The following is a 25871-nucleotide window of genomic DNA, read 5'->3' as shown; positions in this document are numbered from 1 at the left end:
CTAGGCTCCTGGCTGATGGGCCGGGCGCTCGGGCGCACCCCCGGCCTGTCCGGCCTGCCGCATGGCGGCCCCGCGCATTCCCAGGTTTCCATTCCGGGCCGGCATTGCCATCTCCCGGTGGCCCCTGGGGTTTGCCATCGCCCGACACTCTTTCTAGTGGTAGGTCTGCGTCATGAATTCCGCTCCGCTCACCATCGCCATCGGCGGCGACCATGCCGGCCTGCCGCTCAAGACCGTGCTGCAGCAGGCCCTGGCCGAGGCCGGGCACCGGCTGGTCGATGTCGGCACCAATTCCACCGAGAGCGTCGACTACCCGGATTTCGCCCATGCGGTCGCCGGCGCCGTCGAGGCCGGGGAGGCGCGGTTCGGCGTGCTGGTCTGCGGCTCCGGCATCGGGGTGCAGATCGCGGCCAACCGCCATGCCGGCATCCGGGCGGCGGTGCTGCACTCGACCACCGAGGCGCGGCTGACCCGCGCCCATAACGATGCGAACATCGCCTGCTTCGGCGCCCGCCTGATCGGGCCGGACATGGCGCTGGATGCGCTCTGGACCTTCCTCGCCACGGAATTCGAGGGCGGGCGCCATTCCCGGCGCCTCACCAAGCTTGCACCGAACGGGTGACGCCATGAACGAGACCACTGCTTATCGCATCCCGGAGCGGTTCTTCAGCGCCCCGGTCGCCGAAGCCGATCCGGAACTCGCCGCCGCCATCGGCCAGGAACTCGGCCGGCAGCAGGACGGCATCGAGCTCATCGCCTCGGAGAACATCGTCTCCCAGGCGGTGCTCGAGGCCCAGGGCTCGGTGCTGACCAACAAATACGCCGAGGGCTATCCGGGCCGGCGCTATTACGGCGGCTGCGAATTCGTCGATGTGGCGGAGACGCTGGCGATCGAGCGGGCCAAGCAGCTCTTCGACTGCGGCTTCGCCAATGTGCAGCCGCATAGCGGCGCGCAGGCGAACCAGGCGGTGTTCCTCGCGCTGCTGCAGCCGGGCGATGCCTTCATGGGGCTCGACCTCGCCGCCGGCGGGCACCTGACCCATGGCTCGGCCGCCAACCTCTCCGGCAAGTGGTTCAGGCCGGTGCCCTACACGGTCCGCCAGGAGGACCAGCGGATCGACATGGCGGAGGTCCGGCGGATTGCGCTCGAGAACAAGCCGAAGCTGATCATCGCCGGCGGCAGCGCCTATGCGCGGGTCTGGGACTTCAAGGCCTTTCGCGAGATCGCGGATGAGGTCGGCGCCTGGTTCATGGTGGACATGGCGCATTTCGCCGGGCTGGTGGCCGGCGGGGCGCACCCGTCCCCATTCCCGCACGCCCATATCGCCACCACCACGACCCACAAGACCCTTCGTGGGCCCCGCGGCGGCATGATCCTCACCAATGACGAGGCGCTCGCCAAGAAGTTCAACTCGGCGGTGTTCCCGGGCCTCCAGGGCGGGCCGCTGATGCATGTGATCGCCGCCAAGGCGGTTGCCTTCGGCGAGGCGCTGAAGCCGGAATTCCGCAGCTATGCCCGGGCGGTCGTCGCCAATGCGGCGGCGCTGGCCGAGGAACTGAAGACCCAGGGCCTCGACCTCGTCACCGGCGGGACCGACAACCACCTGTTGCTGGTGGATCTGCGGCCCAAGAGGCTCACCGGCAAGGCGGCGGAGGGAGCGCTGAACCGGGCGCACCTGACCTGCAACAAGAACGCCATCCCCTTCGACCCGGAGAAGCCGATGGTGACCTCGGGCGTCCGCCTCGGCACGCCGGCCGGCACCACGCGCGGCTTCGGCGAGGCGGAGTTCCGCGAGGTCGGGCGGCTGATCGGCGAGGTGCTGGACGGGCTGGCCCGGGCCAATGACGCGGCGGCCAATTCGGCGGTGGAGGAGAGCGTGAAGGCGCGGGTTCTCAGCCTCTGCCAGCGCTTCCCGATCTACAGATGAGATGCCCCTATTGCGGCAGTGACGACACCCAGGTGAAGGACAGCCGCCCGGCGGAGGATGCGGCGGCCATCCGCCGCCGGCGCTCCTGCCCGGCCTGCGGCAGCCGCTTCACCACCTTCGAGCGGGTGCAGCTCCGCGAGCTGACAGTGCTCAAGACCGATGGGCGCCGGGCACCCTTCGACCGGGAGAAGCTGGCGCGCTCCATCCGGGTCGCGCTGCGCAAGCGCCCGGTCGATGAGGACCGGGTGGAGCGCATCGTCAACGGCATCCAGCGGCGGCTGGAGATGGAGGCCGAGACCGAGGTGACCTCGCGCCAGATCGGCGAGATCGTCATGGAGACGCTGAAGGAGGTGGACCAGGTCGCCTATGTCCGCTTCGCCAGCGTCTACCGCAATTTCGGCGAAGCGCGGGACTTCCGTGCCTTCCTCGGCGAGCTGGACGGGAAGTAGGGGGAGGGGCCGAGGCCCGCTCCCCAGACCTGCCCCCTGGCCGGGTTATTCCCCCGCCAACCGCGCCGCCATCATCGGTGCGCCCAGCCGCAGCATCCCATTCACATCCGCCGCGCGGTCGAGGCCGATCACGGCATCGGCGAGCTGAATCGCCCGGTCGCGCCCGAGCACGGCATCGACCAGCCCGTGGAACTTCGCCCGCAGCTCCGACTCGGTGAGGAAATTCTCCGGCTCGCCCTTGGCGATCTTCACCAGCCGGACATGCTCCTGCCCGCGGGCCTTCAGGGTCAGCTTGCCGGACATGTAGTCCGGGAAGAGGGCCTGGATCTCCGGATCCTCGACGCAATCGACCTTGGGGAGGACGCTGCGGACCGCCGGGTCCTGCAGATGGGCGTAGCTGTCCCAGCCCATATGGCCATGGACCAGGCCGCAGGCGACGACGAAGGGGCCGCTGAACTGCCCGTCCACCACGTTCTGCGGGTTCTGCTTGTAGGCGAGCGGCGCGCCGACCAGCAGCATGCCCTTGTTGGGCAGGCCCATGGTGACGGCCTCGATCTCCTCGGCCTTCAGGCCGAGCTCCTTGTGGAACTCGATGGCAGCGTCCACGCAGGCATGGCCGTAGCGGCAGGAGGGATAGGGCTTCACCGCCGTGTTCATCAGCTCGAACTGACGGCCGAGGCCCTGGAGGGCGCGTTCGGGCGTCGGGTTCGGCGCATAGGCGCGGAGGAAGCCGGCCTTGCCCTCGAAGGCCTCGGACGCGCCGCGGAAACCCTCGCGCGCCAGGGTCGCAGCGGCGAGGCCGTTCATTGCCGACCAGCCCACCTGGAAGCGCTTGGTCCAGGCGCCATTGGCGAGGAACTGGAGGCTGCCGGCGGCTTGGGAGAGGGCGATGCCGAAGGCATCCTGCATCCCCTTGGCATCCAGGCCGAAGACCCGTGCCGCGGCCGCCGCCGCGCCGAAGGCGCCGCAGGTGGCGGTCGGGTGGTAGCCGCGGTCGTAATGGTCGCCGCCCGGCAGGGCGAGGGCGAGGCGGCAGGTCACCTCATAGCCGGCGACGATGGCGGAGAGCACGGTGCGGCCATCGGCGCCGACCATCTCGGCCGCGGCCAGCGCCGCCGGGATCACCGGCGCGCCCGGGTGCAGCGTCCCGGCCGCATGGGTGTCGTCGAAATCGAGGCTGTGGGCCAGCGCGCCGTTCAGCATCGCCGCGCCGGCCGGGGTGTAGCGGGCGCTGTCGCCGAGCACGGCGGAGCCGCCGGCGGCAAGGCCGAGCGAGCGCGCCATGGCGAGCAGCGCCGGGGTGCTTTCCGCATCGTGCCGGCCGCGGATGATGTTGCCGACCAAGTCGAGGACGAGGAAGCGCGTGCGCTCCTGCACCTCAGGCGGCAGGGTGGCGAAATCGAGCGAGGCGCAATAGGCGGCGATGGTCTCGGTGACGGCGGCCATGACGTTCTTCCCTCTGATCGCCGGTGATCCTAGCACCCTGCGGCGCGCATCCAAGTGCACGTGATGGTTGCGGGGAGGGGGGGCGGCATGGCACCTGTCCCGCCCATGGTATCGCGCCGCACGCTGCTTCCGCTGTCCCTCCTCCTTGCCGTCCCGGCCCAGGCCGCCACCGCAGGTTTCGATGCCTTCCTCGATGGGGTGCGCGTGGATGCGCGCCGCGCCGGCGTCTCGCCCGGCACCATCCAGCGGGCCTTCACCGGCCTCCGCCCCAATGACCGGGTGCTGGAGCTCGACCGGCGCCAGCCGGAGGGGTCGCTGAGCTGGGAGGAATACCGCGACCGCATCGTCTCCCAGACGCGGACCGAGAATGGCCGGCGCCATTACAATGAGAGCCGGTCCCTGCTCTCGGCCATCGGCACCCGCTACCGGGTCGATCCCCGCGTGATCGTGGCGATCTGGGGGATGGAGACGAATTTCGGCAGCAATACCGGCGGCTTCGGCGTGATCGAGGCGCTGGCGACGCTGGCCTGGGATGGCCGCCGGGCCAGCTATTTCCGCACCGAGCTCATCGCGGCGCTGAAGGTGCTCGATGGCGGCCACATCGCGCCGGCTCGGATGAAGGGGAGCTGGGCCGGGGCGATGGGCCAGCCGCAATTCATGCCCTCCAATTTCGAGCGGCTGGCGGTCGATTTCGATGGCGACGGGCGGCGCGACATCTGGGACAGCCGGGCGGATGCGCTGGCCTCCATCGCCCATTACCTCGCCCGCAATGGCTGGCGCGACGAGGAGCCCTGGGGCCAGGCGGTGCAGGCGCCGCCCGGCTTCGATGGCGAGCGGGCGGAGACCGAGTCCCGCCGGCCGCTGCGGGAATGGTCGCGCATGGGCTTCCGCCGGGCCGATGGCGGGCCGCTCCCACCCTCCGAGATCGAGACCAGCCTGGTGCTGCCGCGCAACGGCACCAGCCAGGTCTTCCTCTGCCACCAGAATTTCCGGGTGATCCGGCGCTACAATTCGCCGGTGAACTACGCCCTGGCCGTCGGGCTGCTCTCGGACCGTTTCGGGTGAAGGCAGTCGCCGCGCTGGCCCTCGCGCTGCTCGCCACCGGCTGCGAGCGGAACCCGACGCCGGCCGCCTCCGCCGGGCGCTACATGCTCGGCCAGCCCTATGCCATGGGCGGCGTCTGGTCCTATCCGCGCGAGGATTTCGCGCTGGATGAGGCGGGCATCGCCGCCGTGCTCCCGCGCGGAATGGCCGGGCGGCGCACCGCCAATGGCGAGACCTACGACCCGGACCGGCTGCTGGGCGCGCATCGCACCCTGCAATTGCCGGCCATCCTCTCGGTCTGGAACCTGGAGAATGGGCGGGAGATCCGCATCCGGGTGAATGACCGCGGTCCCGCCCAGCCGGGGCGTATTCTCGGTCTGTCGCCGCGGGCGGCGCAGCTGCTCGGCATCGGGCCGGCCGGGGCGGCACAGGTGCGGATCCGGGTCGAGACGGCGCAAAGCCGGGCCCTGGCCGGCAGCCTGCCGGATGCGGAGACCCCACGCCTGGCGCTGGCCACCGCGCCGCGCGCGGCGGTCGAGCGTGAGGCACTGCCGCCGCTGCCCGGCGCGCGGGAGGCAGCGGGGCGCGGTGCCGCCCCGGCGCGGCCGGCCGCGGTCGCGGTGGCCGAGGCGGCGCCGGAACTGCCGCCGGACCCGCTGCCCGAAACTGTCGTAACCCGCTACGCCGCCCGTGGCCGGCTGGTGGTGGAGGCCGGCACCTTCTTCCGCCGCGACCTCGCCGCCCGGCAGGCGGCACGGCTCGCCGGCCTCGCGCCGCGGGTGGAGCCTTTCGGGGGCGGGCGGCAGCCGCAATACCGTGTCGTCATGGGCCCCTATCCCGATCTCGCCGCCGCCGACCGGATCGTGGCGGGGGTGCTGGCGGCCGGGTTGCCGGAGGCGCGGCTGCTGGTCGAACAGTGACGGCCCCGTCGCAAGACTGGCCGGCAAGACACGAAACCGCCTCGATTTTACCTGACCGCACACAAACCCTTGAGCAGTCCCGCCGCCCCGGCGTATGCGATGCGGACCGCAGCGGAGTCCGCCGACCCATGCCTTCTCGTCCCGATGCCCCGAAGCCCGGCACGCCGCGCCTCGCCTCGCGCCGCGCCCTGATCCTGCCGGCCGCCGCGGCGCTGACCGGGGCGAGCCTTCCGGCCCTGGCGCAGCCGCGCAATGCCCAGCCGCGGCCTGGCGCCGCGCCCCGCTCGCCGGCCGGGCCGGCGCCGACCCCGGCCTCCACCCCGCTCGGCCCCTTCGACACCATCGCCCGCCAGGCCCTCATCATCGATGCCGACACCGATGCGGTGCTGCTCGAGAAGAATGCCGATGAGCGGATGCCGCCTTCCTCCATGTCAAAGCTGATGACCATGTACATGGTCTTCGCCATGCTGAAGGAAGGCCGCCTCAAGCTCGACCAGGAACTGCCGGTCAGCGAGCGCGCCTGGCGGATGCAGGGCAGCAAGATGTTCGTCCAGATCGGCGGCACCGTGCCGGTCGAGGCGCTGATCCGCGGCGTCATCGTGCAGTCGGGCAACGACGCCTGCATCGTGCTGGCCGAGGGCATCGCCGGGTCCGAGCAGCAATTCGCCGAGATGATGAACGCCAAGGGGAAGCAGATCGGGCTGACCGACAGCACCTTCCGCAACGCCACCGGCTGGCCCGACCCGGAGCACCGGATGACCTGCCGCGACCTGGCGCGGGTCGCCCGGCGGATTATCAACGACTTCCCGGAATACTATAAATATTACAACGAGCGCAGCTTCACCTGGAACAACATCACCCAGGAGAACCGCAACCCGACGCTCGCCCGCGTTCCCGGCGCCGATGGCCTCAAGACCGGCCATACCGAGGAGGCCGGCTATGGCCTGACGGCCAGCGCCAAGCGGGGCGACCGGCGGCTGATCCTGATCTTCAACGGCCTGCCCACCATGCGGGCGCGCGGCGAGGAGAGCGAACGGCTGCTGGAATGGGGCTTCCGCGAGTTCGAGAATGTCGTGCTGTTCCGCGCCGCGGACGTGATCGAGGAGGTGCCGGTGCATCTCGGCGACCGCAAGACGGTGCCGCTGGTCGGCGGCAAGGATGTGGTGGTGACCCTGCCGCGGCAGTGGCGCCAGCGGCTGCAGGCCAAGGTCCGCTATGACGCGCCGATTTCCGCGCCGGTGCTGAAGGGGCAGGAGCTCGGCAAGCTGGAGGTCTCGGGCCAGGGGGTGCCGAACCTCTCCCTGCCGCTGCTGGCCGGCGCCGATATCGACCGGCTCGGGCTGATCCCGCGCATCCCGGCGGTGATCGGCCGCTGGTTCGCCGGCAGCTGATGGCGCGCGGCCGCTTCATCACGCTGGAGGGCGGGGAGGGGGCGGGCAAGTCCACCCAGGCCCGCCGGCTGGAAGCGGCCCTGGTGGCGGAGGGCATCCCCGTGCTCCGCACGCGGGAGCCGGGCGGGGCGCCAGGGGCGGAGGCGATCCGCACGGTGCTGCTGGGCCAAGGGGGCTGGGATGGGTCCTGGGACGGCATCGCCGAATGCATGCTGCATTTCGCCGCGCGGCGGGAGCATGTGGAGCGGACCATCCGCCCGGCGCTCGCCGCCGGCACCTGGGTGGTCTCCGACCGCTTCGCCGATTCGACCCTCGCCTACCAATGCTTCGGCCAGGGCGTGCCGCGCGCGGCCTTCGACGCGCTGGCGGCAGTTGCGCTGGAAGGGCTGCGGCCCGACCTTACGCTGGTGCTGGAAATCGACCCCGAGGCGGGCCTCGCCCGCGCCGCCGCCCGCGGCGACACCAATCGCTATGAGGCGATGGATGCCGCCTTCCATGCCCGGGTCCGCGCCGGCTTCCGTGCCATTGCCCAGGCGGAGCCCGGCCGCTGCCTGCTGCTGGATGCGACCGGCACGCCGGAAGGCGTGGCGGCCGAGATCCTCAAGGTCGTCCGCGCCCGCCTGCTGCCGTGACCCCGCCCGAACCCCGCGCCAACCCGGACCTGGTCGGCCATGACGATGCGGCCCGGACCCTGGAGGAAGCCGCGCATTCCGGCCGGCTCCACCATGCCTGGCTGATCGCTGGCCCGCGCGGAGTCGGGAAGGCGACGCTCGCCTATCGCTTCGCCCGGTGGCTGCTGGCCGGGATGCCGCGGAGCCCGGCAGGGACAGTGCCGCTCTTCCTCCCCGACTCGGATCCGGTCTTCCGCCGCGTCGCCGCCGGCGCCCATGCCGATCTCTTCACCATGGCGCCCAACACGGGCGAGCGCGGGAAGAAGGAGGTGCTGCGGGCCGAGGATGCCCGCGCCGCGCTGCGCTTCATGGCCATGACCGCCGCCGAGGGCGGCTGGCGCGCCGTGGTGGTCGAGGAGTTGGAGCGCACCGAGCGCGAGGTCGTGCCGAACATCCTGCTCAAGACCCTGGAGGAGCCACCGCCGCGCACCGTGCAGCTGGTGGTGACCAATGCGCCCGACCGGCTGCTGCCGACCATCCGCAGCCGCTGCCGCCGGCTCGACCTGGCGCCGCTGCCGGCGCCGGCGCTGGAGGGGCTGCTCGGGCGCTGGCTGCCGGAGATGCCGGGGCCGGAGCGTGCCGGCCTCGCCGCCATCGCCGATGGCTGTCCCGGCCGGGCGCTGTTGCTGGCGGAAGGCGAGGGGCTCGCCCTCCAGGGGTTGGTGGAGGAGGTGCTGGCCGGCCTGCCCCAGCTCGACCCGCGCCGGGTGCAGGAGATCGCGGACCGGGTGACGGCGCGGCGGGACGCGGCCGCGCTCACGACCTTCTTCGACCTGCTGCGGCGGGCCATGGCGGCCGGGCTGCGCGGCGCGGCGCGGGAGGGCAGGGCGCTGCGCTGGGCCGAGGGCCGCTCGCTTGCCGAGTGGTCCACCCTGTGGGAGAAGCTGGGCCGCCTCGCGGACGAGACGGAGCGGTTGAACCTCGACCGCAAGCAGGCCGTCCTGAGCAGCCTCGGGATGCTCGCGGTCCGCTGAAAGATACAGCCATGTCCACGAAATACTTCACCACCCCGATCTATTACGTGAACGACCGGCCCCATATCGGCCATGCCTATACCTCCCTGGCGACCGATGTGATGGCGCGCTGGGCGCGCCTCTCGGGGCACGAGGTCTTCTTCCTGACCGGCACCGACGAGCACGGGCAGAAGGTCGAGAAGGCCGCGCAGGATGCGGGGATGGACCCGCAGGCCTTCACCGACAGGGTGAGCCAGCATTTCCGCGACCTGGCCGCGACCATGGGCTTCTCCAACGATGACTTCATCCGCACGACGGAGCCGCGGCACAAGGCCGCCTGCCAGGCGCTGTGGGAGGAGCTGGTCCGGCGCGACGAGATCTATCTCGGCCATTACGAGGGCTGGTACGCGGTGCGGGACGAGGCCTTCTACGGCCCGGACGAGATCGAGGAGCGGGATGGCAAGCGCTTCGCCCCGACCGGCGCGCCGGTCGAGTGGGTGCGGGAGCCGAGCTATTTCTTCCGCCTGTCGAAATGGGGCCCCTGGCTGCTCGACTTCTACCGGGAGAACCCGGATTTCATCGCCCCGGCCTCGCGCCGCAACGAGGTGATGCGCTTCGTCGAGGGCGGGCTGCAGGACCTCTCGATCAGCCGGACCAGCTTTACCTGGGGCGTCCCCGTGCCGGGCGATGCGGCGCATGTGATGTATGTCTGGCTGGATGCGCTGACCAACTACATCACCGCCGCCGGCTATCCGGACACCGCGGCGGAGCGCTGGCGCTTCTGGCCGGCCGATGTCCACTTCGTCGGCAAGGATATCGTCCGCTTCCACGCCATCTACTGGCCGGCCTTCCTGCAGGCGGCGGGGCTCACGCCGCCGCGGCGGGTCTTCGCCCATGGCTGGTGGACCAATGAGGGGCAGAAGATCTCGAAGAGCCTGGGCAATGTCATCGACCCGGTCCGGCTGGTTGAGGAATACGGGCTCGACCCGGTGCGCTACTTCCTGCTGCGGGAGGTGCCCTTCGGCAATGACGGCGACTTCTCCCGCGCGGCGCTGATCGGGCGGCTCAATGGCGAGCTGGCGGATACGCTGGGCAATCTGGCGAACCGGACCCTTTCCCTCATCCAGCGGAATTGCGGCGGCGTCCTGCCGGAAGCGGCCGGGGCGGGGCCGGGGGATGAGGAACTGCTCGCCGGCCTCGCCAGCCTGCCGGAGCGGGTGGATGGGCTGATCGGCCGGCAGGAATTCCATCTGGCGCTGGAGGCGATCCTGGCCGAGGCGCGGGCGGCCAATGGCTACATCACCCTCCAGGCGCCCTGGGCGCTGAAGAAGACCGACCCCGTGCGCATGGCGGTGGTGCTGCGGCATCTGCACAGCGCGCTCCGGGTCTTCGCCACCGTGCTCCAGCCCTTCATGCCGGGGACCATGGCGGCGATGCTCGACCAGCTCGGGGTGCCGGCGGAGGGCAGGGGGCTCGATGCCCTGGCACGGCCCTTGCCTGATGGTACGCCACTGCCGGCGCCCGCGCCGCTCTTCCGCAAGGTCGAAGCCTGAACGATGCTCGTCGATAGTCATTGCCATCTCGACTATTTCACCGAGGCCGAGATCGAGGGGATCGTCGCCCGGGCCCGCGAGGCCGGGGTTGGGATGCAGGTCACCATCGGCGTGCGGACCGGCCAGGCCGCGGCGGTGAAGGCGCTGGCCGAGCGCTTCCCGGATGTCTGGGGCACGGTCGGCGTTCATCCGCACAATGCCGGTGAGCCGGAAGGCCTGCCGACAGTCGAGGAGATCGTGGCGCTGGCCGACCATCCGCGCATCATCGGCATCGGCGAGAGCGGGCTCGATTATTTCTATGACAAGTCGCCGCGCGACCTGCAGCAGGAAGGGTTCCGGCGGCATATCCGGGCGGCGCGGCTGGCCGGCCTGCCGCTCGCCATCCATGCCCGGCAGGCGGATGAGGACATCATCGGCATCCTGCGCGAGGAGCGCGAGGCGGGCGGCCCCTTCGACTTCCTGCTGCACTGCTTCTCCTCCGGGCCCGAGCTGGCACGGCAGGCAGTGGCGATGGGCGGCTACATCTCCTTTTCCGGCATCCTGACTTTTCCAAAGTCACCGGAGATTCGCGCCATCGCCGCGGAGCTGCCGGCGGAGCGGCTGCTGGTTGAGACCGACAGCCCTTATCTCGCCCCCGTGCCGCTGCGCGGGAAGCGCTGCGAGCCGGCCTATGTGGCGCATACGGCCCGCGTCCTGGCCGAGGTCCGCGGCCTCACCAGCGCCGAGGTCGAGGCGCTGACCACGGCGAATTTCCGCCGCCTGTTCCAGCGGGTGGCCTAGGCCCGTGCTGCGGGTGACGATCCTCGGCTGCGGCGGCTCCGGCGGGGTGCCGCTGCTGGGCGGCGCGGGCGAGGGGGGCGAATGGGGCGACTGCGACCCGGCCGAACCGCGCAACCGCCGCACCCGGACCTCGGCCCTGGTCGAGGGGCCGGACGGTCAGCGTCTGCTGATCGATGCCGGGCCGGACCTGCGGCAGCAGCTTCTGGCCGTCGGGGCCGGGCGGCTGGATGCGATCCTCTTCACCCATGCCCATGCCGACCACTGCCTCGGCATCGACGACCTGCGGCAGGTCAACCGGATCATGGGCCGGGCGCTCGACGCCTATGCCACCAGGACGACCCTCCAGAAGCTGGATGATCGTTTCGATTACGCCTTCATCGGCCCGACTCCGCCGTTCTTCTATCGGCCGGCGCTGGAAGGCCGCCGCGTGGCCTATGGCGACCGGTTCGAGGCGGCCGGGCTGCCGGTGGAGGTCTTCCGCCAGGACCATGGGGTGATGGATACCCTCGGGCTCCGCATCGGCCGCTTCGGCTATTCGACCGATGTGGTGATGCTGCCGGAGGAGAGCATGCCGGCGCTGGAGGGGCTGGATACCTGGGTGGTCGGCTGCTTCCAGCGCGGGCCGCACAAGGTGCATGCCAACCTGGCTCAGGTGCTGGAATGGGTGGAGCGGCTGAAGCCGCGCCGGACCGTGCTGACGCATATGGGCACCGGGATGGACTACGCGGCGCTGAAGCGCGAACTGCCGCCAGGGATCGAGCCGGCGCATGACGGCATGGTCCTGGAAGTGCCGCTGGACTGAGGCTGCGCCGCCACAGCGTCACTGCCGAAACACGGTCAATCCGCCGAACACGCCGCCCACAGGCTTAGCCACAGCCTTATCCCCAGGTCTTTTCTTTCCATAATATATCTTATGCGGCAAGTGTATTTGGGGATAAGGCCTGGGAGCGACTTGGCCTTGCCGTCCTGCCCCGCACCATTGCATGGCCTCGGGCCTTCTGCGACGGGAACCGAAACCCCGCAGGAGCCGCCGATGCCCGACCGTCCGACCCCCGATGCCGCGCTCACCCGGCTGCTCGCCATCATGGCCCGCCTCCGGGCCCCCGATGGCTGCCCCTGGGATCAGGTGCAGGATTTCGGGACCATCGCACCCTATACGATCGAGGAAGCCTATGAGGTCGCGGACGCCATCCGCCGCGGCCCGGACTTCCCGGCGCTGCTGGATGAACTGGGCGACCTGTTGTTCCAGGTCGTCTACCACGCCCAGATGGCCTCGGAACTGGGCCATTTCGGCTTCGCCGAGGTGGCGGAGGCGATCAGCGCCAAGATGATCCGCCGCCATCCGCATGTCTTCGGCGAGGCCGCCGCCCGCGACGCCAGCACCCAGACCGCCGCCTGGGAGGTCCAGAAGGCCGCCGAGCGGGAGGCGCGGGCGGAGAATGGGACGCTGGCCGGACTCCCGCTGGGCCTCCCTGCCCTCACCCGCGCCGCCAAGCTGACCCGCCGCGCCGCCCGGATCGGCTTCGACTGGCCGGACGCCGCGGCCGTGCTCGACAAGCTCGAGGAGGAAGCGGCAGAGCTGCGGGCCGAGCTGCCCGGCGCAGAGCCGGCGCGGCTGGCGGATGAGGTCGGAGACCTGCTCTTCGTTCTCGCCAATCTGGCGCGGAAGCTGGATCTCGACCCGGAGGAATGCCTGCGGGCGGCCAATGCCAAGTTCGAACGGCGTTTCGGCGGGGTCGAGGCACGCCTCGCGGCCCGCGGAGTGGCCCCGGCCGACGCTTCGCTGGAGGCGATGGAAGCCGAGTGGCAGGCGGTAAAAACCGAGGAAAAACAGGGCTTGTAAACGGCTTCACATGCGCCGGAGGCACTCTGCGCCGGCGCTGTGAAAGTTTTTCACCTGCGCTCGTCAGTTATTTACAAGCGCGATGTAAAGACCTTTCACGACCGCCGAAGCGGCCGTTCAGGCAGCGCAGAATCTTTCGTGAACACAATCGGAACCCCAGCGCCTGGCGCCGGGAGGGCAGCCTCAGCCGCGGACGCGCACCCGCTCCGGCAGCGGGATGAACTCCACCGCATCGCTCGGGACCTTGGGGAAGCGCTCGGCCTGCCAATCCGCCTTCGCCTGCTCGATCCGGTCGCGCGAGGAGGAGACGAAATTCCAGAAGACGTAGCGCGGCCCGTCCATGGCAGCCCCGCCCAGCAGCAGCAGGCGGGCGCCCTTCGGCCCCGCCCGTAGCGCCAGCCCCGAGCGCGGGTGGAAGACCAGCATCCGCCCCGCCTCATGGGTGTCGTCGCCGATGCTCACCGAGCCCTCGACCACATAGGCGGCGCGTTCCTCATGCTGGTCGGGCATCGGCACCACTGCCCCCGGCGCCAGCACCGCATCGGCGTAGAAGAGCGGCGAGGAGGTGGCGACCGGCGAGCGCAGCCCCCAGCCCTCCCCGGCGATCAGGCGAAGGCGGAGCCCGCCTTCCTCGGCCAGCGGCAGGCTCGCGGCCGCATGGTGGGCGAAGTCCGGGCTGGTCTCCTCGGCGGATTTCGGCAGGGCGACCCAGGACTGGATGCCGGCCAGGCTGCGGCGCTGCTGCCGGCTCTCGGCGCTGCTCCGCTCGGAGTGCACGATCCCCTGCCCGGCTGTCATCCAGTTCACGTCGCCCGGCAGGATCGGCTGGTCGGTGCCCAGGCTGTCCCGGTGCTGGATCGAGCCCTCGAACAGATAGGTGACGGTCGAGAGGCCGATATGCGGATGTGGCCGGACATCGAGGCCTGTGCCCTGGAGGAATTCGCCGGGGCCCATCTGGTCGAAGAAAATGAAGGGCCCCACCATCTGCCTCTCGGTGGCGGGCAGGGCACGGCGGACCTCGAAGCCGCCGACGTCATGGGCGCGGGGCAGGATCACCAGGGCGGGCGTGGTCTCGGACATGGCATGGCTCCTTCGTCTGGGGCGGAGCCTAGGCCATGTCGGGCAGGAGGGATGATAGGCGTTGGTGATGACGCCCATCAGCAGGACCGGACTATTCGGCCAGCAGGGCCTCCCGCAGCGCCTTCCAGCTCTCCCGGTCCGGCGCGACGATGAGGCCGCCGCTGGTGGTCAGCGGACCATAGGGGCTGCCGTCGAAGCGGGCGGAGTGGCCGCCGGCCTCCCGGTGGAGCAGCCAGCCCGGCGCATGGTCCCAGGGCATCAGCCGATTATAGACCAGGGCATGGACATGCCCGCCGGCAGCCATCCGGTATTCATGCGCGGCGCAGCGCAGGCCGATGCTGGCGGCGAGGCGCGGCAGGCGGGACGGCACTCGGCTCCGCAGCGGCTCGGCCATATAGCCCCAGGAGACGGAGGCCACCATGCGGGCGACCGGAACGGCGGCGGCGACGCGCAACTCGCTCCGGTGGCCGTCCGGCGCCTCGATCCAGGCGCCCTCCCCGCGCAGCGCCATCGCCGTATCGTCGCCGAGCGGATCGTGGATCCAGCTGGCGATGATCTCGCCATGCCGGATCGCGGCCGCCATGCAGCCGAACAGCGGCAGGCCGGCGGCGAAATTGGCTGTCCCATCCACCGGATCGACCACGAAGGCGAGCTCCGCCCCGGCGAGCCGGCCGAGCAGCTCCGGATCGGCCGCCGTCGCCTCCTCGCCCACCACGGTGCAGCCGGGGAACTGCTCGCGGAGGCCGGCGGTGATGACGCGCTCCGCCGCCTCATCCGCATCGGTCACCAGGTCCAGCGGCCCGCTCTTGCTGCGGACGGCGCCGGCGGCGAGGCGACGGAACCGCGGCAGGATCTCCGCCCGGGTCGCCTGCCGCAGCAGCGCCGCGACCTCACCCATCCGCCTTGCGTCGAGCGGCGGCGTCACGGGGCGGGCTGCTCGAAGCGGGCGCGGTCGGTGGGCGAGAGGCGCACAGTCACCTGGACATCCTCCTCGGTATCGGCCCGCTCGATCACCTCGCCATGGCGGTAGAGCCAGGCGAGCCGGGCGCCGTCGGCCGAGGGGATGGCGTAACGCACTGTCTCCATATTGGCCGAGAGCCGCTCGTCCAGCGCCTCCAGCAGGGCGGGCAGCCCCTCCCCGGTCAGGGCGGAGACGGCGATCGCCGAGTCGGCGGAGCCGCCCGGGACCTCGCCGACGCCACCGAGCAGGTCGGCCTTGTTCAGCACCTCCAGCACCCGGTTCTGCCAGCCCTCATCCAGCGGGGCATTGGCGCCGGCGGCCATCTCCTGGAGAACATGCAGCACATCGGCCCGCTGCGCCGCGGTGTCCGGATGGGCGACGTCGCGCACATGCAGGATGATATCGGCCGCCGCCACCTCCTCGAGCGTCGCCCGGAAGGCCTCGACCAGCTGGGTCGGCAGTTCGGAGATGAAGCCGACGGTATCGGACAGGATGGCCCGCCGGCCAGAGGGCAGGCGGATGCCGCGCATGGTCGGGTCGAGCGTGGCGAAGAGCTGGTCCTGGGCATAGACGCCGGCGCCGGTGAGCGCATTGAACAGCGTGCTCTTGCCGGCATTGGTGTAGCCCACCAGCGCGATGACCGGATAGGGCACCTTCTCCCGCTGGCGCCGGTGCAGGCCTCGGGTGCGGCGGACCTGTTCCAGCTCCTTCTTCAGCTTGACGATGCGGTCGGTGATCAACCGCCGGTCGATCTCGATCTGGGATTCGCCCGGGCCGCCGAGGAAGCCGAAGCCGCCGCGCTGGCGCTCCAGATGGGTCCAGGACCGCACGAGGCGGGTGCGCTGGTACTCCAGATGGGCAAGCTCCACCTGCAGCGAGCCCTCCTTGGTCCGGGCGCGCTCGCCGAAGATCTCGAGAATGAGGCCGGTGCGGTCGATGACCTTGCAGCGCCATTCCCTCTCGAGGTTGCGTTGCTGCACCGGGGTCAACGCGGCATCGACCACGACCAGCGCCACGCGCTGCTCGTCGATCTGCTGCCGCGCATCCGCGACCTGGCCCTCGCCCATATAGGTGCTGGGGCGGCGCTCGCGCAGCGGGTAGATCGCCTGGTGGACGATGGTCACGCCGATGCTGGCGGCGAGGCCCACGGCCTCCGCCAGACGCGCTTCGGCGGCCCGCGGCGCCGCATCCGGCACGGGACCGATGCTGCGGGGATGCCGCTCGAAGGGAAGGATGACAGCGGCCCGGGTCGGGCCGGTATCGGAGCCATCGCCCCGGTCATTGGCCGGGGGCGGCAGGCCTTGTTCAGTCTCCGCCGACAGGATTGACCTCACGGTTCATGGTCAGGGTGGTGCCCTCGCGGGACACCGTCGCCCCCTCACGCGCAGCCGCCGTCGCATCGAAGAGCTGGATGGGCGCGCCCGGCATCACGGTGCTGATCGCGTGCTTGTAGACCAGTTGGGTATGACCGTCCCGACGCAGCAGAACGGAGAAATTATCGAACCAGGTGATAATTCCCTGAAGTTTGACGCCGTTCACGAGAAATATCGTAACCGGAGTCTTGCTCTTGCGAACGTGGTTCAGGAAAACATCCTGCACGTTCTGGGACTTCTCGGCTGCCACGGCACGGTCCTTCTTGTTTTTGGCGGCCGCGCAACGCGGCGCGCCCGAGGCGGATTTGCTCCGCCGGAGGCTGCACCATCCCTTGTTGACAGCCGGTTTGCAAGGCGCCGGCCGTCTCATATTGCAGCGCAGCAAACATGGCTGCCATCGGCTACGGCATCAGCTGCCGCGGCCGCTCCGTAAATGGGCGATCAGGGCCGCCGCATCAAGGAAGGCCAGCGCCGGGGCCGCCGCTTCCGGCCCACCGTCATGCGCCGCATCGCCGAGCAGGACCGGCACGCAGCCGGCCCGCCGCGCCGCCTCCATATCAAGGGCGGTGTCGCCGACATACCAGACCGAGGCCGCCGGCAGGCCGAGCGCGGGCAGCGCCAGGCGGAAGGGCGCCGGGTCGGGCTTGTCCACCGCCGCATCGCCGGCGCCGAGCAGGATGCGGAACTGCGCCGCCCAGCCGAGATGCGCCGCTTCCGCCCGCAGCAACGGTCCCTGCTTGTTGCTGATGACCCCCTGCGGCAGGCCGAGCGCGGCGACGGCCTCGACCGCCTCCCCCGCCCCCGGCATCGGCGTCAGCACCGCGAGGTGGCGGGCGCGGACCTCGGCATAGAAGATGTCGCGGGCCGTCTCCCACTCCGCGCCGAACATTTCGGGGAAGGTCTCGCGCAGAGAGCGCCGGACGCGGCCCCTCACCTCCTCCAGCGTCCATTGCGGCAGGCCGAAGCGGGCGAAGGCGGCATTCAGCCCGGCGGCGATGGCGAGCCAGCCATCGACCAGGGTGTTGTCCCAGTCCCACAATATTCCCTTGGGAATACCCCGAGGCGCGGCGCTCACGCCGCATTCCTCAGATCGCCCTTCATATGCCGGGCGAAGAGGTCGAAGAGCTGCCGCACCACCGGCCCGACCTTGCCATCCCCGACCGGCTTGCCGTCCAGCGCCAGGATCGGCTTCACGAAGGAGGTCGCCGAGGTCAGGAAGGCCTCCCGCGCGTTGCGGGCTTCCTCCAGGCTGAACTCCCGCTCCTCGAAGCGGAGGCCGGCCGCCTGCATCTCCGCCATCAATGCGCCGCGGGTGCAGCCGGGCAGGATGACATGGTCGAGCTGGCGGGTGCGGATCGTGCCCTCGGCATCGACGATCCAGAAATTGGTGGCGGCGCCTTCGGTCACCATCCCCGTGGCTTCGTCATAGAGGATGGCCTCGATCGCCCCCTGCTCCCGCGCCGCCTGGCGGGCCAGGCAATTGGGCAGGAGATTGATGGACTTGATGTCGCGCCGCGCCCAGCGGAGGTCGGGCATGGTGATGGCCCGGGCGCCCCAGCGATCGACGCTGTTCGGATAGGGCGGGATGCGCTTCACGGTGACGACCAGGGCCGGCGGCACCTCGGGGTTGGGGAAGGCATGGTCGCGCCGGGCCACGCCCCGCGTCACCTGCATATAGAGCAGCCCCTCCGTCACCCGGTTGCGGCGGGCGACCTCGGCCAGCACATGGCGCAGCGCTAGGCGGGACATCGGCATGGGCAGGCGAATCTCACGGAGCGACCGTTCCAGCCGGGCCAGGTGCCGCTCCTCGTCGATGAAGCGGCCGCCATGGAGGTGGACGACCTCATAGATGCCGTCGCCGAATTGGTAGCCGCGATCCTCGATATTCACCCCGGCCTGCCGCTGCTCGATATAGCGGCCGTTGACGTAAGCGATGCGCGACATGGCGGGTCCCGGTCAGTCCAGGACCCGAGAATGTCACAGGGCAGGCCCGGCCGGCACCCGGTCCTCGGCATGGACGCCGAGGAATTTCAGCTTGCGGTGCAGGGCGCTGCGCTCCATCCCGACGAAATTGGCGGTGCGGCTGATATTGCCGCCGAAGCGGAGCAGCTGGGCTTCCAGATACTGCTTCTCGAACAGCTCCCGGGCCTCCCGCAGCGGCAGGGTCATGATCTCCGAGCTGCGGTCGAGCTTCAGCATGGCCGGCGCCGCCGAGCCCACCTCGGGCGGCAGCATATCGGCGCGGATCGGCTCGCGCGCCTCGCCCGGGGCCATGATGAGCAGCCAGTCGATCAGGTTCCGCAATTGCCGCACATTGCCCGGCCAGTCATAGGCCTGGAGCGCGGCCATGGCGTCCTCGGCCAGCTCCCGCGGCGCCATGCCGGAGGTCTCGCCGGAGCGGGCCATGAAATGCCGGGCCAGCGCCGGGACATCCTCCCGCCGCTCGCGCAGCGCCGGGATGCGGAGCGGCACCACCGCCAGCCGGTAGTACAGGTCCTCGCGGAAGCGCCCCGCCGCGATCTCGGATTGGAGGTCGCGGTTGGTGGTGGCGATGACGCGGACATCCACCTTCACCCGGGTGGCACCGCCGATCCGCTCGAAACCCTGCTCCTGCAGGGCGCGGACGATCTTGCCCTGGGTCTCGAGCGGCATATCCGCCACCTCGTCCAGCAGCAGGGTGCCGCCATGGGCGCGTTCCAGCACGCCGGCGCGGCGCGGCTGGGCGACGGTATCGGGCCCGGCCTCCACGCCGAAAAGCTCCTCCTCGAACCGGGCCGGGTTCAGCGTGGCGCAATTCAGCGCCACGAAGGGCCCGTCGGCGCGGCGGGACCGGGCATGGATCATCCGCGCCGCCACCTCCTTCCCCGCCCCGGCCGGGCCGGTGATGAGGACCCGGCTGCCGGTCGGCGCCACCCGCTCGATCGCGGCGCGAAGCTGGGCGATGCCGGCCGAGGTGCCGACCAGCTCCGTCTCCGGCCCGGCGCGCAGGCGCAGCTCGGAATTCTCCCGCCGCAACCGGGCGGCTTCCAGGGCGCGGGCCACCACCAGCAACAGCCGGTCGGAGTTGAAGGGCTTCTCGATGAAGTCGTAGGCGCCCTGCTGGATGGCGCGGACCGCGGTCTCGATGGTGCCGTGGCCCGAGATCATCACCACCGGGATCTGCGGCTCCTCCCGATGCAGGGCGGCCAGGATCCCTAAGCCGTCGAGCTTCGAGTTCTGCAGCCAGATGTCGAGCACGACCATGGACGGGCGGCGCTGCTTGAAGGCCGCCAGCGCCTGGTCGGAATTCGCCGCCTGCCGCGTCTCATAACCCTCATCCGAGAGGATGCCCTCGATCTGCGCCCGGATGTCAGGCTCGTCGTCCACGATCAGGATTTCATGCGCCATGCGCGCGCCTCATGCTGCCATCCGGCCAGGGGTCAGACGTCTCGGTCTCCGTGCCGGCCATGCGGTCGGCCGCACGGTCCCCCGAACGGTCGCCCCCGGCGCGCCACGGCAGGGTGAGGACTGCCCGGGCACCCCCTCGCCCCGACATTTCCTCACGGGGCCTGTCCTCCAGCCCCAGCCTGCCTCCGTGGTCCTCCATGATCTTCTTCACGATGGCAAGGCCAAGTCCGGTTCCTTTCGGCTTGTGAGTGACATAGGGCTCGGCAAGCCGGTCGCGCTCATCCCCCTGCGGCAGGCCGATTCCATCATCCTCGATGGCAATCGCAACAGCCTCCGCTTCAGGCTCGATACGCACGATGATGTGTCCCAGGACTCCCTCCGGTGGCGCCTCTCCCGCCTCCGCCTCGGCCTGGGCCCGCATGGCGATGGCGTCGGCCGCATTCATCAGCAGATTGGTCAGCGCCTGGCCGAGCAGCCGCCGGTCGCAGGGCACAAGAGGCAGGGCGGGCGGCAGTTCCACCGCATAGGCGATGGTCGGATGCGCGTCCCGCTGCAGCACCAGCGCGTCGCGCAGCACCTGGCCGAGATCCTCCGGCCGGATCACCGGCTGGGGCATCCGGGCGAAGGCGGAGAATTCGTCCACCATCCGGCCGATATCGCCGACCTGCCGGACGATCGTATCGGTGCAGGCGACGAAGGTGTCCGGGTCGTTGGTGATCTGCTTCAGGTAGCGGCGCTTCAGCCGCTCCGCCGAGAGCTGGATCGGCGTCAGCGGGTTCTTGATCTCATGTGCGATACGCCGGGCCACATCCGCCCAGGCGGCCTTGCGCTGGGCCGAAAGCAGGGCGGTGATGTCGTCGAAGGTCAGGACGAAGCCGGCGATCTCCCCGGCGCCGCCGGCCTGCCGCTCCTCGCCCAGTTGGGCGAGGAGGGTGCGACGGTTGCTCGGCGGGCCGATGCGGATTTCGGCGGTGCGGGTGCGGTCGGCGCCGGCGGCCAGCAGGGGCGCGAATTCCGGCACCACCTCGGCCAGCGGCTGGCCGATGGCGGCATCAAGGTCGATCCCGAGCAATTCGCTCGCCCGGCGGTTGGGCAGGTTGATCCGCCCATCCGTCTCCAGCCCCACGACGCCGGCCGAGACGCCGGCCAGCACCGTCTCGGTGAAGCGCCGCCGCTCATCGATCTGGCGATAGGCCTGGAGCAGTTCCGAGCGCTGCGCCGCGAGCTGGTTGGTCATGCGGTTGAAGGCGCGGGCGAGGCTGGCGATCTCCTCATCCGCCGCCACCTCCTCGACCCGGGTGGCGAGGTCGCCGCCGCGGACCCGCTCGGCGGCGACGATCAGCCGTCCGATCGGCCGGGCGAGCTGGTTGGCCAGCACGAGGCCGATCAGCACCGCCGCCAGCAGCACCAGCAGGGCGGCGATCGCGAAGATCATGACGAAGGTGATCTGGAGGCCGGAGCGGTTGTTGTCGAGCTCGACATATTCCGCCACCGCCTTCTCGACCGAATGCTGGTGCATCAGCACGGTGGTATCGAGGGGCCGGCCGATCAGCAGCATCCAGCCCTGGCCGAAATCCAGCGCGACCACGGCGCGCACCCGGTCCTCGGCCGGCAGCACCGCGACATCGCCGAGCCGGGCCTGGGCGATCGCCTCCTCGGGCGGCGGGTCGAGGACGAAGCTGGTGGTGAAGCCGGCATGGGCGATCACCTGCTGGGTAGCCGGGTCGAAGACCACCGCCTCGGTCAGGTTCCGGAGGGCGGTATGGGTCGCCAGGACACGCGCGAAGGCGAGGCCGTTATCGGGCAGCAGGACACGGGCGCGGGAGAGGTCGGCCGCCATGGCCAGCGCATCGCCGCGGATGGTGTTCCGGTGCTCCTCCAGATAGCCGCGGCTGGCCTGGAGGCTGGCCTCCAGCGTCCCGCGGATGCGCTCGCTGAACCAGGTCTCGATGCCGAGGTTGAAGAACAGCGCGGCGAAGACCGCGACCAGCATGGAGGGCACCACCGCCACCACGCCAAACAGCAGCACCAGCCGCACATGCAGGCGGGACCCGGCCGAGCCGCGCCGCCGCTCCGCCCAGACCCGCACCAGCCGCCCGGCCAGCGAGGCGAGCAGCAGCAGCAGCACCGCCAGGTTGACCAGGATGAGGCCGACCACGACCCCCGGCTTGGTCGGCCCGAAGGGGCTGCCATCCGAGAGGACGGAGAAGGTGGCGATGCCGAGCACCAGCGCCCCGACCGCGAGGCCGAGGGTCATCCCGCGCCCGAGCAGCACATCGGCGATGCGCCGCGCCAGGCCACGCCGCGCCGGCTGGCCCGCGCCGCCGGCCGGACCGGCACGCATCAGCCGAGCCCGCGCACCACGGGCAGGTCGAGCTCGCGGATCTTCTTGCGCAGCGTGTTGCGATTCAGCCCCAGCATGGCGGCGGCCTTGATCTGGTTGCCCCTGGTGGCGCCGAGCACCAGGCGGAGCAGCGGCCGCTCCACCTCGGCCAGGACCCGGTCATAGAGGTCGCGCACCGGCAGCCCGTCCTTATGCGCGGCGACGAAGGCCTTGAGGTGCCGCTCCACCGCCTGTTCCAGCGTCTCCGGCCCACGGGCCCCGGCCTCGGCCGGGGGCTCGGCCTCGGAGAGCTCGGAGACCACGGCCTCGGCGTCGATTGTCTCCTGCGGGTAGAGCGCGGCGAGGCGGCGCATCAGGTTCTCGAGCTCGCGCGCATTGCCGGGCCAGGAATGGCCCTTCAGCCGCTCCACCGCCTCGGTGCTGAGCTGCTTCTGCGGCAGGCCGGAGGAGCGGGCGCGGTCGAGGAAGTGGCGGGCGAGCAGCGGGATATCCTCCAGCCGCTCGCGCAGTGGCGGCAGGCGGATGGGGACGACGTTCAGACGGTAGAAGAGGTCCTCGCGGAACAGGCCTTGGCGGATGGACTGGCGCAGGTCGCGATGGGTCGCGGCGACGATGCGGACATTGGCCTTGATCGGGTTGCGGCCGCCGACGGTGGTGAACTCACCTTCCTGGAGGACGCGCAGCAGGCGGGTCTGCGCCTCGGGCGGCATGTCGCCGATCTCGTCGAGGAAGAGGGTGCCGCCTGCCGCCTGCTCGAACCGGCCGATGCCGCGGTTGAGCGCGCCGGTGAAGGCGCCGCGCTCATGGCCGAAGAGTTCGCTCTCGATCAGCTCGCGCGGGATGGCGGCCATGTTGATGGCGACGAAGGGTCCGCCCCGCCTGCGGCCGTAATCGTGCAGGGCGCGGGCCACCAGCTCCTTGCCGGTGCCCGACTCGCCGGTGATCATCACGGTCAGGTCGGTGGTCGTAAGCCGGGCGACGGTGCGGTAGATCTCCTGCATCGCCTGGCTGCGGCCGACGAGCGGCAGGCGCTCCTCTGTCTCCGCCGCTTCCTCCGCCGCCGGGGCCTGAGGGGCAGCCAGCGCCCGCTCCACCACCGCCAGCAGCTCCTTCAAGTCGAAGGGCTTGGGGAGATATTCGAAGGCACCGCGCTGGGCGGCCTTCAGGGCGGTCATGAAGGTGGACTGCGCCGACATGACGACGACGCGGAGGTCAGGGCGGACCCGCTTGATGCGGGGGACGAGGTCGAGCCCGTTCTCATCCGGCATGACCACATCGGTGATGACCAGGTCGCCCTCCCCATCCTCGACCCAGCGCCAGAGAGTGGAGGCGGAGGAGGTGGCGCGCACCTGATACCCCGAGCGCCCGAGCGCCTGGCTGAGCACGGTGCGGATCGCCCGGTCGTCATCGGCGATCAGGATGGTGCGGTTATCGGTCATGCACGGTCCATTCGCTTGCCGTCGCCGCGCATCCCCGCGGGCGGCATGGCCAGGGAGAGACGGAAGACGGTCCGGCCAGGCCGGCTGTCGCATTCGATGAGGCCGCCCTGATCGGCGACCAGCTTCGCCACCAGGGCGAGGCCGAGGCCCTGCCCGCCCCGCTTGGTCGTGACGAAGGGCTCGAACAGGGTGGCGCGCACCGGCTCCGGGATGCCGGGGCCGTTGTCGCGGACGCTGACCTGCAGGGGCAGGTGGACGCGTTCCCGGCTGCCGGGGACGGCGATCCGGACGCCATGGTGGTAAGCAGTCGCCAGAATGATCTCTCCGCCAAGTGGATCAACGGCTTCAGCGGCGTTCTTCACCAGGTTCAGCAGGATCTGCACGAGCTGGTCGCGATTGCCCCAGACCGGCGGGAGGGATGGATCGTAGTCTTCCGTGATCCGGAGATGCGAGGCGAAGCCGGTCTGGGCGACCCGGCGCACATGGTCCAGCACCTGATGGATATTGACCGGGGCCAGCTCCACCGGCCGGTCGGAGAACATGTCCATCCGGTCCACCAGGGTGCGGATGCGGTCGGCCTCGTCCTGGATCAGCTGGCAGAGCTCCCGGTCGGGCTCGGCCGCGCCCTGTTCGAGGAGCTGGGCGGCACCGCGGATGCCGGAAAGCGGGTTCTTCACCTCATGCGCCAGCATCTCCGCCATGGCGGAGGTGCCGCGGGCGGCCCCGAGGAAATTGAGCTGCCGGTTCATCATCTGCGCCGTCGAACCATCGAGCAGCGTCAGCACCACCGCGCCCGGCATTTCCGGCAGCGGAGCGCCATGGGCGGCGACGCCGCGCCGGTTCAGCCGCGGGCTGTCGAGCAGCAGGTCATGGTCCGAGACCGGCGCCTCATGCTGGCGGACCTGGGCCAGCAGGGCGAAAAGCCGGCTGTCAGGCGGCAGCAGATCGCCGAGGCGCAGCACGGCGAGCGAGGCGGAGGAGAGCTGGAAGAACAGCTCCGCCGCCGGATTGGCGTAGCGGAACCGGTCCTCGGCATCCAGCACCACGGCCGGCAGCGGCAGGGCGGCGAGGATGGTGCCGAAATCCGGCAGCGGCGCGGGCCGGCTGGGGGCGGGCCGGGCCCGCGGCGGGGTCCTGGCAATCACAGCTCCGCTCATGCCGCCAGCCGATCCTGCCCGAGGGCATGGAAGCGGGCCCGCGCCGCCTCCAGACCGAGATCGAGCAGCGGGCGGTAGTAGCGCTCGATCAGCGCCACCACCTCGGCCGGGGATTCCACCCGATTGACTTCCGACCGGAACTCAGCCGAGCCCGGCAAACCCTTGGAATACCAGGCGATATGCTTCCGTGCGAGGCGCAGCCCGGTCTGGGTGCCGTGATGCGACAGCATCTCCGCGTAATGTTCCTGCAGGATGGCGTGCTGCTCGGCGAGGCTGGGCTCGGCCGGCGGCTCGCCGGTCTGGAGGAACTGGGCGACCTGGAGCGGGAACCAGGGCCGGCCATAGCAGCCGCGACCGATCATCACTCCATCGGCGCCGGACTGCCGCAGCGCCTCGGCCGCATGTTCCGGGCTCAGGATGTCGCCATTGACCAGGACGGGGATCGCCACCGCCTCCTTCACCCAGCGGACGAAGGCCCAGTCGGCAGTGCCGGTATAGAGCTGCTGGCGGGTGCGGCCATGGATGGTGACCAGCCGGATGCCACAGGACTCGGCGATCCGGGCGAGGTTCGGCGCATTCAGGGAGTTGTGGTCCCAGCCCATCCGCATCTTCAGCGTGACCGGGACCGGCACGGCGCGGACCACGGCTTCGAGGATGGCAGCGGCACGGATCTCGTCCCGCATCAGGGCGCTGCCGGCCTGCTGGCCAAGCGCCACCTTCTTCACCGGGCAGCCGAAATTGATGTCGATGATGGCGGCGCCGCGATCCACCGCGAGGCGCGCCGCCTCGGCCATCACCGCCGGGTCGCAGCCGGCGAGCTGCACGGCGGAGGGGGCGCCGAAGCCATCCACCTCGGCCATTTTCAGGCTCTGCCGATTCTCCCGCACCATGGCCTGGGAGGCGATCATCTCGCTCACCACCATGCCGGTGCCGAGCTTGCGGGCCAGGCGGCGGAAGGGCAGATCGGTGACGCCGGACATCGGCGCCAGATAGACCGGGACCTCGATCTGGACCGGCCCGACCATGATCGGCGGCAAACCGCCTGGATCGGCGGCAACTGGCCCTGGCTGGGCCTGGGCGGCGGGCATGTCGATGCTCATGATTTGGGCAAACTAGGCGAAACGCCGCCGCGCGGCAACGTCATGCGCGCAG

Annotated in this window: 24 protein-coding genes; 12 read left to right on the top strand and 12 right to left on the bottom strand. The window is 70.6% G+C overall.

The window, feature by feature from the left end:
• The first annotated feature begins 172 nt into the window (after positions 1-172).
• Genes rpiB through nrdR form a run of 3 tightly spaced genes read left to right on the top strand, consistent with a single transcriptional unit; the run spans position 173 to position 2377 of the window.
• On the top strand, positions 173-622 hold the full coding sequence (rpiB, locus tag JMJ55_RS20950) for a ribose 5-phosphate isomerase B (RefSeq protein WP_202827550.1): 450 nt from the start codon (positions 173-175) through the stop codon (positions 620-622).
• A gap of 4 nt (positions 623-626) precedes the next feature.
• Positions 627-1928, top strand: a complete 1302-nt coding sequence (gene glyA / locus JMJ55_RS20945) for a serine hydroxymethyltransferase (protein WP_202827549.1) — start codon at positions 627-629, stop codon at positions 1926-1928.
• Positions 1925-2377: a transcriptional regulator NrdR gene (nrdR, locus tag JMJ55_RS20940; protein WP_202827548.1), complete on the top strand. Its 453-nt coding sequence runs from the start codon at positions 1925-1927 to the stop codon at positions 2375-2377. The genes glyA and nrdR overlap by 4 nt, the downstream gene beginning before the upstream one ends.
• A gap of 45 nt (positions 2378-2422) precedes the next feature.
• Here nrdR and JMJ55_RS20935 read toward each other — a convergent pair whose 3' ends face one another.
• Positions 2423-3823 (bottom strand): MmgE/PrpD family protein, encoded by a 1401-nt coding sequence (locus JMJ55_RS20935; RefSeq protein ID WP_202827547.1) that lies wholly within the window; start codon positions 3821-3823, stop codon positions 2423-2425.
• Between the two features lie 87 nt (positions 3824-3910).
• On the opposite strand from JMJ55_RS20935, the gene JMJ55_RS20930 reads away from it, so the two are divergent.
• The 9 genes from JMJ55_RS20930 to mazG all read left to right on the top strand — a co-directional run bounded on the left by JMJ55_RS20930 (position 3911) and on the right by mazG (position 12978).
• Complete coding sequence (locus tag JMJ55_RS20930; protein ID WP_236033885.1) at positions 3911-4888, top strand: lytic murein transglycosylase; 978 nt, start codon at positions 3911-3913, stop codon at positions 4886-4888.
• Positions 4885-5787, top strand: a complete 903-nt coding sequence (locus JMJ55_RS20925; protein ID WP_328702721.1) for a septal ring lytic transglycosylase RlpA family protein — start codon at positions 4885-4887, stop codon at positions 5785-5787. The genes JMJ55_RS20930 and JMJ55_RS20925 overlap by 4 nt, the downstream gene beginning before the upstream one ends.
• 128 nt (positions 5788-5915) lie before the next feature.
• Positions 5916-7178, top strand: coding sequence for a D-alanyl-D-alanine carboxypeptidase family protein (locus tag JMJ55_RS20920; RefSeq protein ID WP_202827546.1), 1263 nt, complete (start codon positions 5916-5918; stop codon positions 7176-7178).
• Positions 7178-7810 (top strand): dTMP kinase, encoded by a 633-nt coding sequence (tmk, locus tag JMJ55_RS20915; RefSeq protein ID WP_202827545.1) that lies wholly within the window; start codon positions 7178-7180, stop codon positions 7808-7810. Before JMJ55_RS20920 ends, tmk begins: the two co-directional genes overlap by 1 nt.
• Positions 7807-8823 carry a DNA polymerase III subunit delta' gene (locus JMJ55_RS20910; RefSeq protein WP_202827544.1) on the top strand — a complete coding sequence of 339 codons (1017 nt, stop codon included), beginning with the start codon at positions 7807-7809 and terminating at the stop codon, positions 8821-8823. The genes tmk and JMJ55_RS20910 overlap by 4 nt, the downstream gene beginning before the upstream one ends.
• An 11-nt stretch (positions 8824-8834) precedes the next feature.
• Positions 8835-10355 (top strand): methionine--tRNA ligase, encoded by a 1521-nt coding sequence (gene metG / locus JMJ55_RS20905; RefSeq protein WP_202827543.1) that lies wholly within the window; start codon positions 8835-8837, stop codon positions 10353-10355.
• A 3-nt stretch (positions 10356-10358) separates the two neighbouring features.
• Positions 10359-11135, top strand: coding sequence for a TatD family hydrolase (locus tag JMJ55_RS20900; protein WP_202827542.1), 777 nt, complete (start codon positions 10359-10361; stop codon positions 11133-11135).
• 7 nt (positions 11136-11142) lie between these two features.
• Positions 11143-11937, top strand: coding sequence for an MBL fold metallo-hydrolase (locus tag JMJ55_RS20895; protein ID WP_202827625.1), 795 nt, complete (start codon positions 11143-11145; stop codon positions 11935-11937).
• A gap of 231 nt (positions 11938-12168) precedes the next feature.
• Positions 12169-12978: a nucleoside triphosphate pyrophosphohydrolase gene (gene mazG / locus JMJ55_RS20890; protein WP_202827541.1), complete on the top strand. Its 810-nt coding sequence runs from the start codon at positions 12169-12171 to the stop codon at positions 12976-12978.
• Positions 12979-13161: 183 nt separating this feature from the next.
• On the opposite strand, the gene JMJ55_RS20885 is transcribed toward mazG, so the two are convergent.
• From JMJ55_RS20885 to dusB, 11 genes are all read right to left on the bottom strand, one after another.
• Positions 13162-14058 (bottom strand): pirin family protein, encoded by an 897-nt coding sequence (locus tag JMJ55_RS20885; protein WP_202827540.1) that lies wholly within the window; start codon positions 14056-14058, stop codon positions 13162-13164.
• A 91-nt stretch (positions 14059-14149) separates the two neighbouring features.
• Positions 14150-14983 carry an inositol monophosphatase family protein gene (locus JMJ55_RS20880; protein ID WP_407927551.1) on the bottom strand — a complete coding sequence of 278 codons (834 nt, stop codon included), beginning with the start codon at positions 14981-14983 and terminating at the stop codon, positions 14150-14152.
• Positions 14980-16317, bottom strand: coding sequence for a GTPase HflX (gene hflX / locus JMJ55_RS20875; RefSeq protein ID WP_202827623.1), 1338 nt, complete (start codon positions 16315-16317; stop codon positions 14980-14982). Before hflX ends, JMJ55_RS20880 begins: the two co-directional genes overlap by 4 nt.
• A gap of 7 nt (positions 16318-16324) precedes the next feature.
• The gene (gene hfq, locus JMJ55_RS20870; RefSeq protein ID WP_202827539.1) at positions 16325-16642 is read right to left on the bottom strand and encodes an RNA chaperone Hfq; all 318 of its coding nucleotides are present in this window, start codon (positions 16640-16642) and stop codon (positions 16325-16327) included.
• 159 nt (positions 16643-16801) lie between these two features.
• The gene (locus JMJ55_RS20865) at positions 16802-17467 is read right to left on the bottom strand and encodes an HAD family hydrolase (protein WP_328702720.1); all 666 of its coding nucleotides are present in this window, start codon (positions 17465-17467) and stop codon (positions 16802-16804) included.
• The gene (locus JMJ55_RS20860) at positions 17464-18336 is read right to left on the bottom strand and encodes a D-amino-acid transaminase (RefSeq protein ID WP_202827538.1); all 873 of its coding nucleotides are present in this window, start codon (positions 18334-18336) and stop codon (positions 17464-17466) included. The genes JMJ55_RS20865 and JMJ55_RS20860 overlap by 4 nt, the downstream gene beginning before the upstream one ends.
• A 33-nt stretch (positions 18337-18369) precedes the next feature.
• The gene (gene ntrX, locus JMJ55_RS20855) at positions 18370-19779 is read right to left on the bottom strand and encodes a nitrogen assimilation response regulator NtrX (protein ID WP_202827537.1); all 1410 of its coding nucleotides are present in this window, start codon (positions 19777-19779) and stop codon (positions 18370-18372) included.
• A complete protein-coding gene (locus tag JMJ55_RS20850; protein ID WP_202827536.1) occupies positions 19769-22123 on the bottom strand; it encodes a sensor histidine kinase NtrY-like in 2355 nt (784 codons plus the stop codon). Before JMJ55_RS20850 ends, ntrX begins: the two co-directional genes overlap by 11 nt.
• Positions 22123-23562: a nitrogen regulation protein NR(I) gene (gene ntrC / locus JMJ55_RS20845; protein WP_202827535.1), complete on the bottom strand. Its 1440-nt coding sequence runs from the start codon at positions 23560-23562 to the stop codon at positions 22123-22125. The genes JMJ55_RS20850 and ntrC overlap by 1 nt, the downstream gene beginning before the upstream one ends.
• On the bottom strand, positions 23559-24719 hold the full coding sequence (locus JMJ55_RS20840) for a two-component system sensor histidine kinase NtrB (RefSeq protein ID WP_202827534.1): 1161 nt from the start codon (positions 24717-24719) through the stop codon (positions 23559-23561). Before JMJ55_RS20840 ends, ntrC begins: the two co-directional genes overlap by 4 nt.
• Positions 24716-25807, bottom strand: a complete 1092-nt coding sequence (dusB, locus tag JMJ55_RS20835) for a tRNA dihydrouridine synthase DusB (RefSeq protein ID WP_202827533.1) — start codon at positions 25805-25807, stop codon at positions 24716-24718. Before dusB ends, JMJ55_RS20840 begins: the two co-directional genes overlap by 4 nt.
• Positions 25808-25871 lie beyond the last annotated feature (64 nt).

The sequence above is a fragment of the Belnapia mucosa genome, from assembly GCF_016775475.1.
In the GTDB taxonomy this organism is placed as follows: domain Bacteria; phylum Pseudomonadota; class Alphaproteobacteria; order Acetobacterales; family Acetobacteraceae; genus Belnapia; species Belnapia mucosa.
The sequence above is the reverse complement of the archived record's forward strand: the minus strand, read 5'-3'. Positions and strand labels throughout refer to the sequence as shown.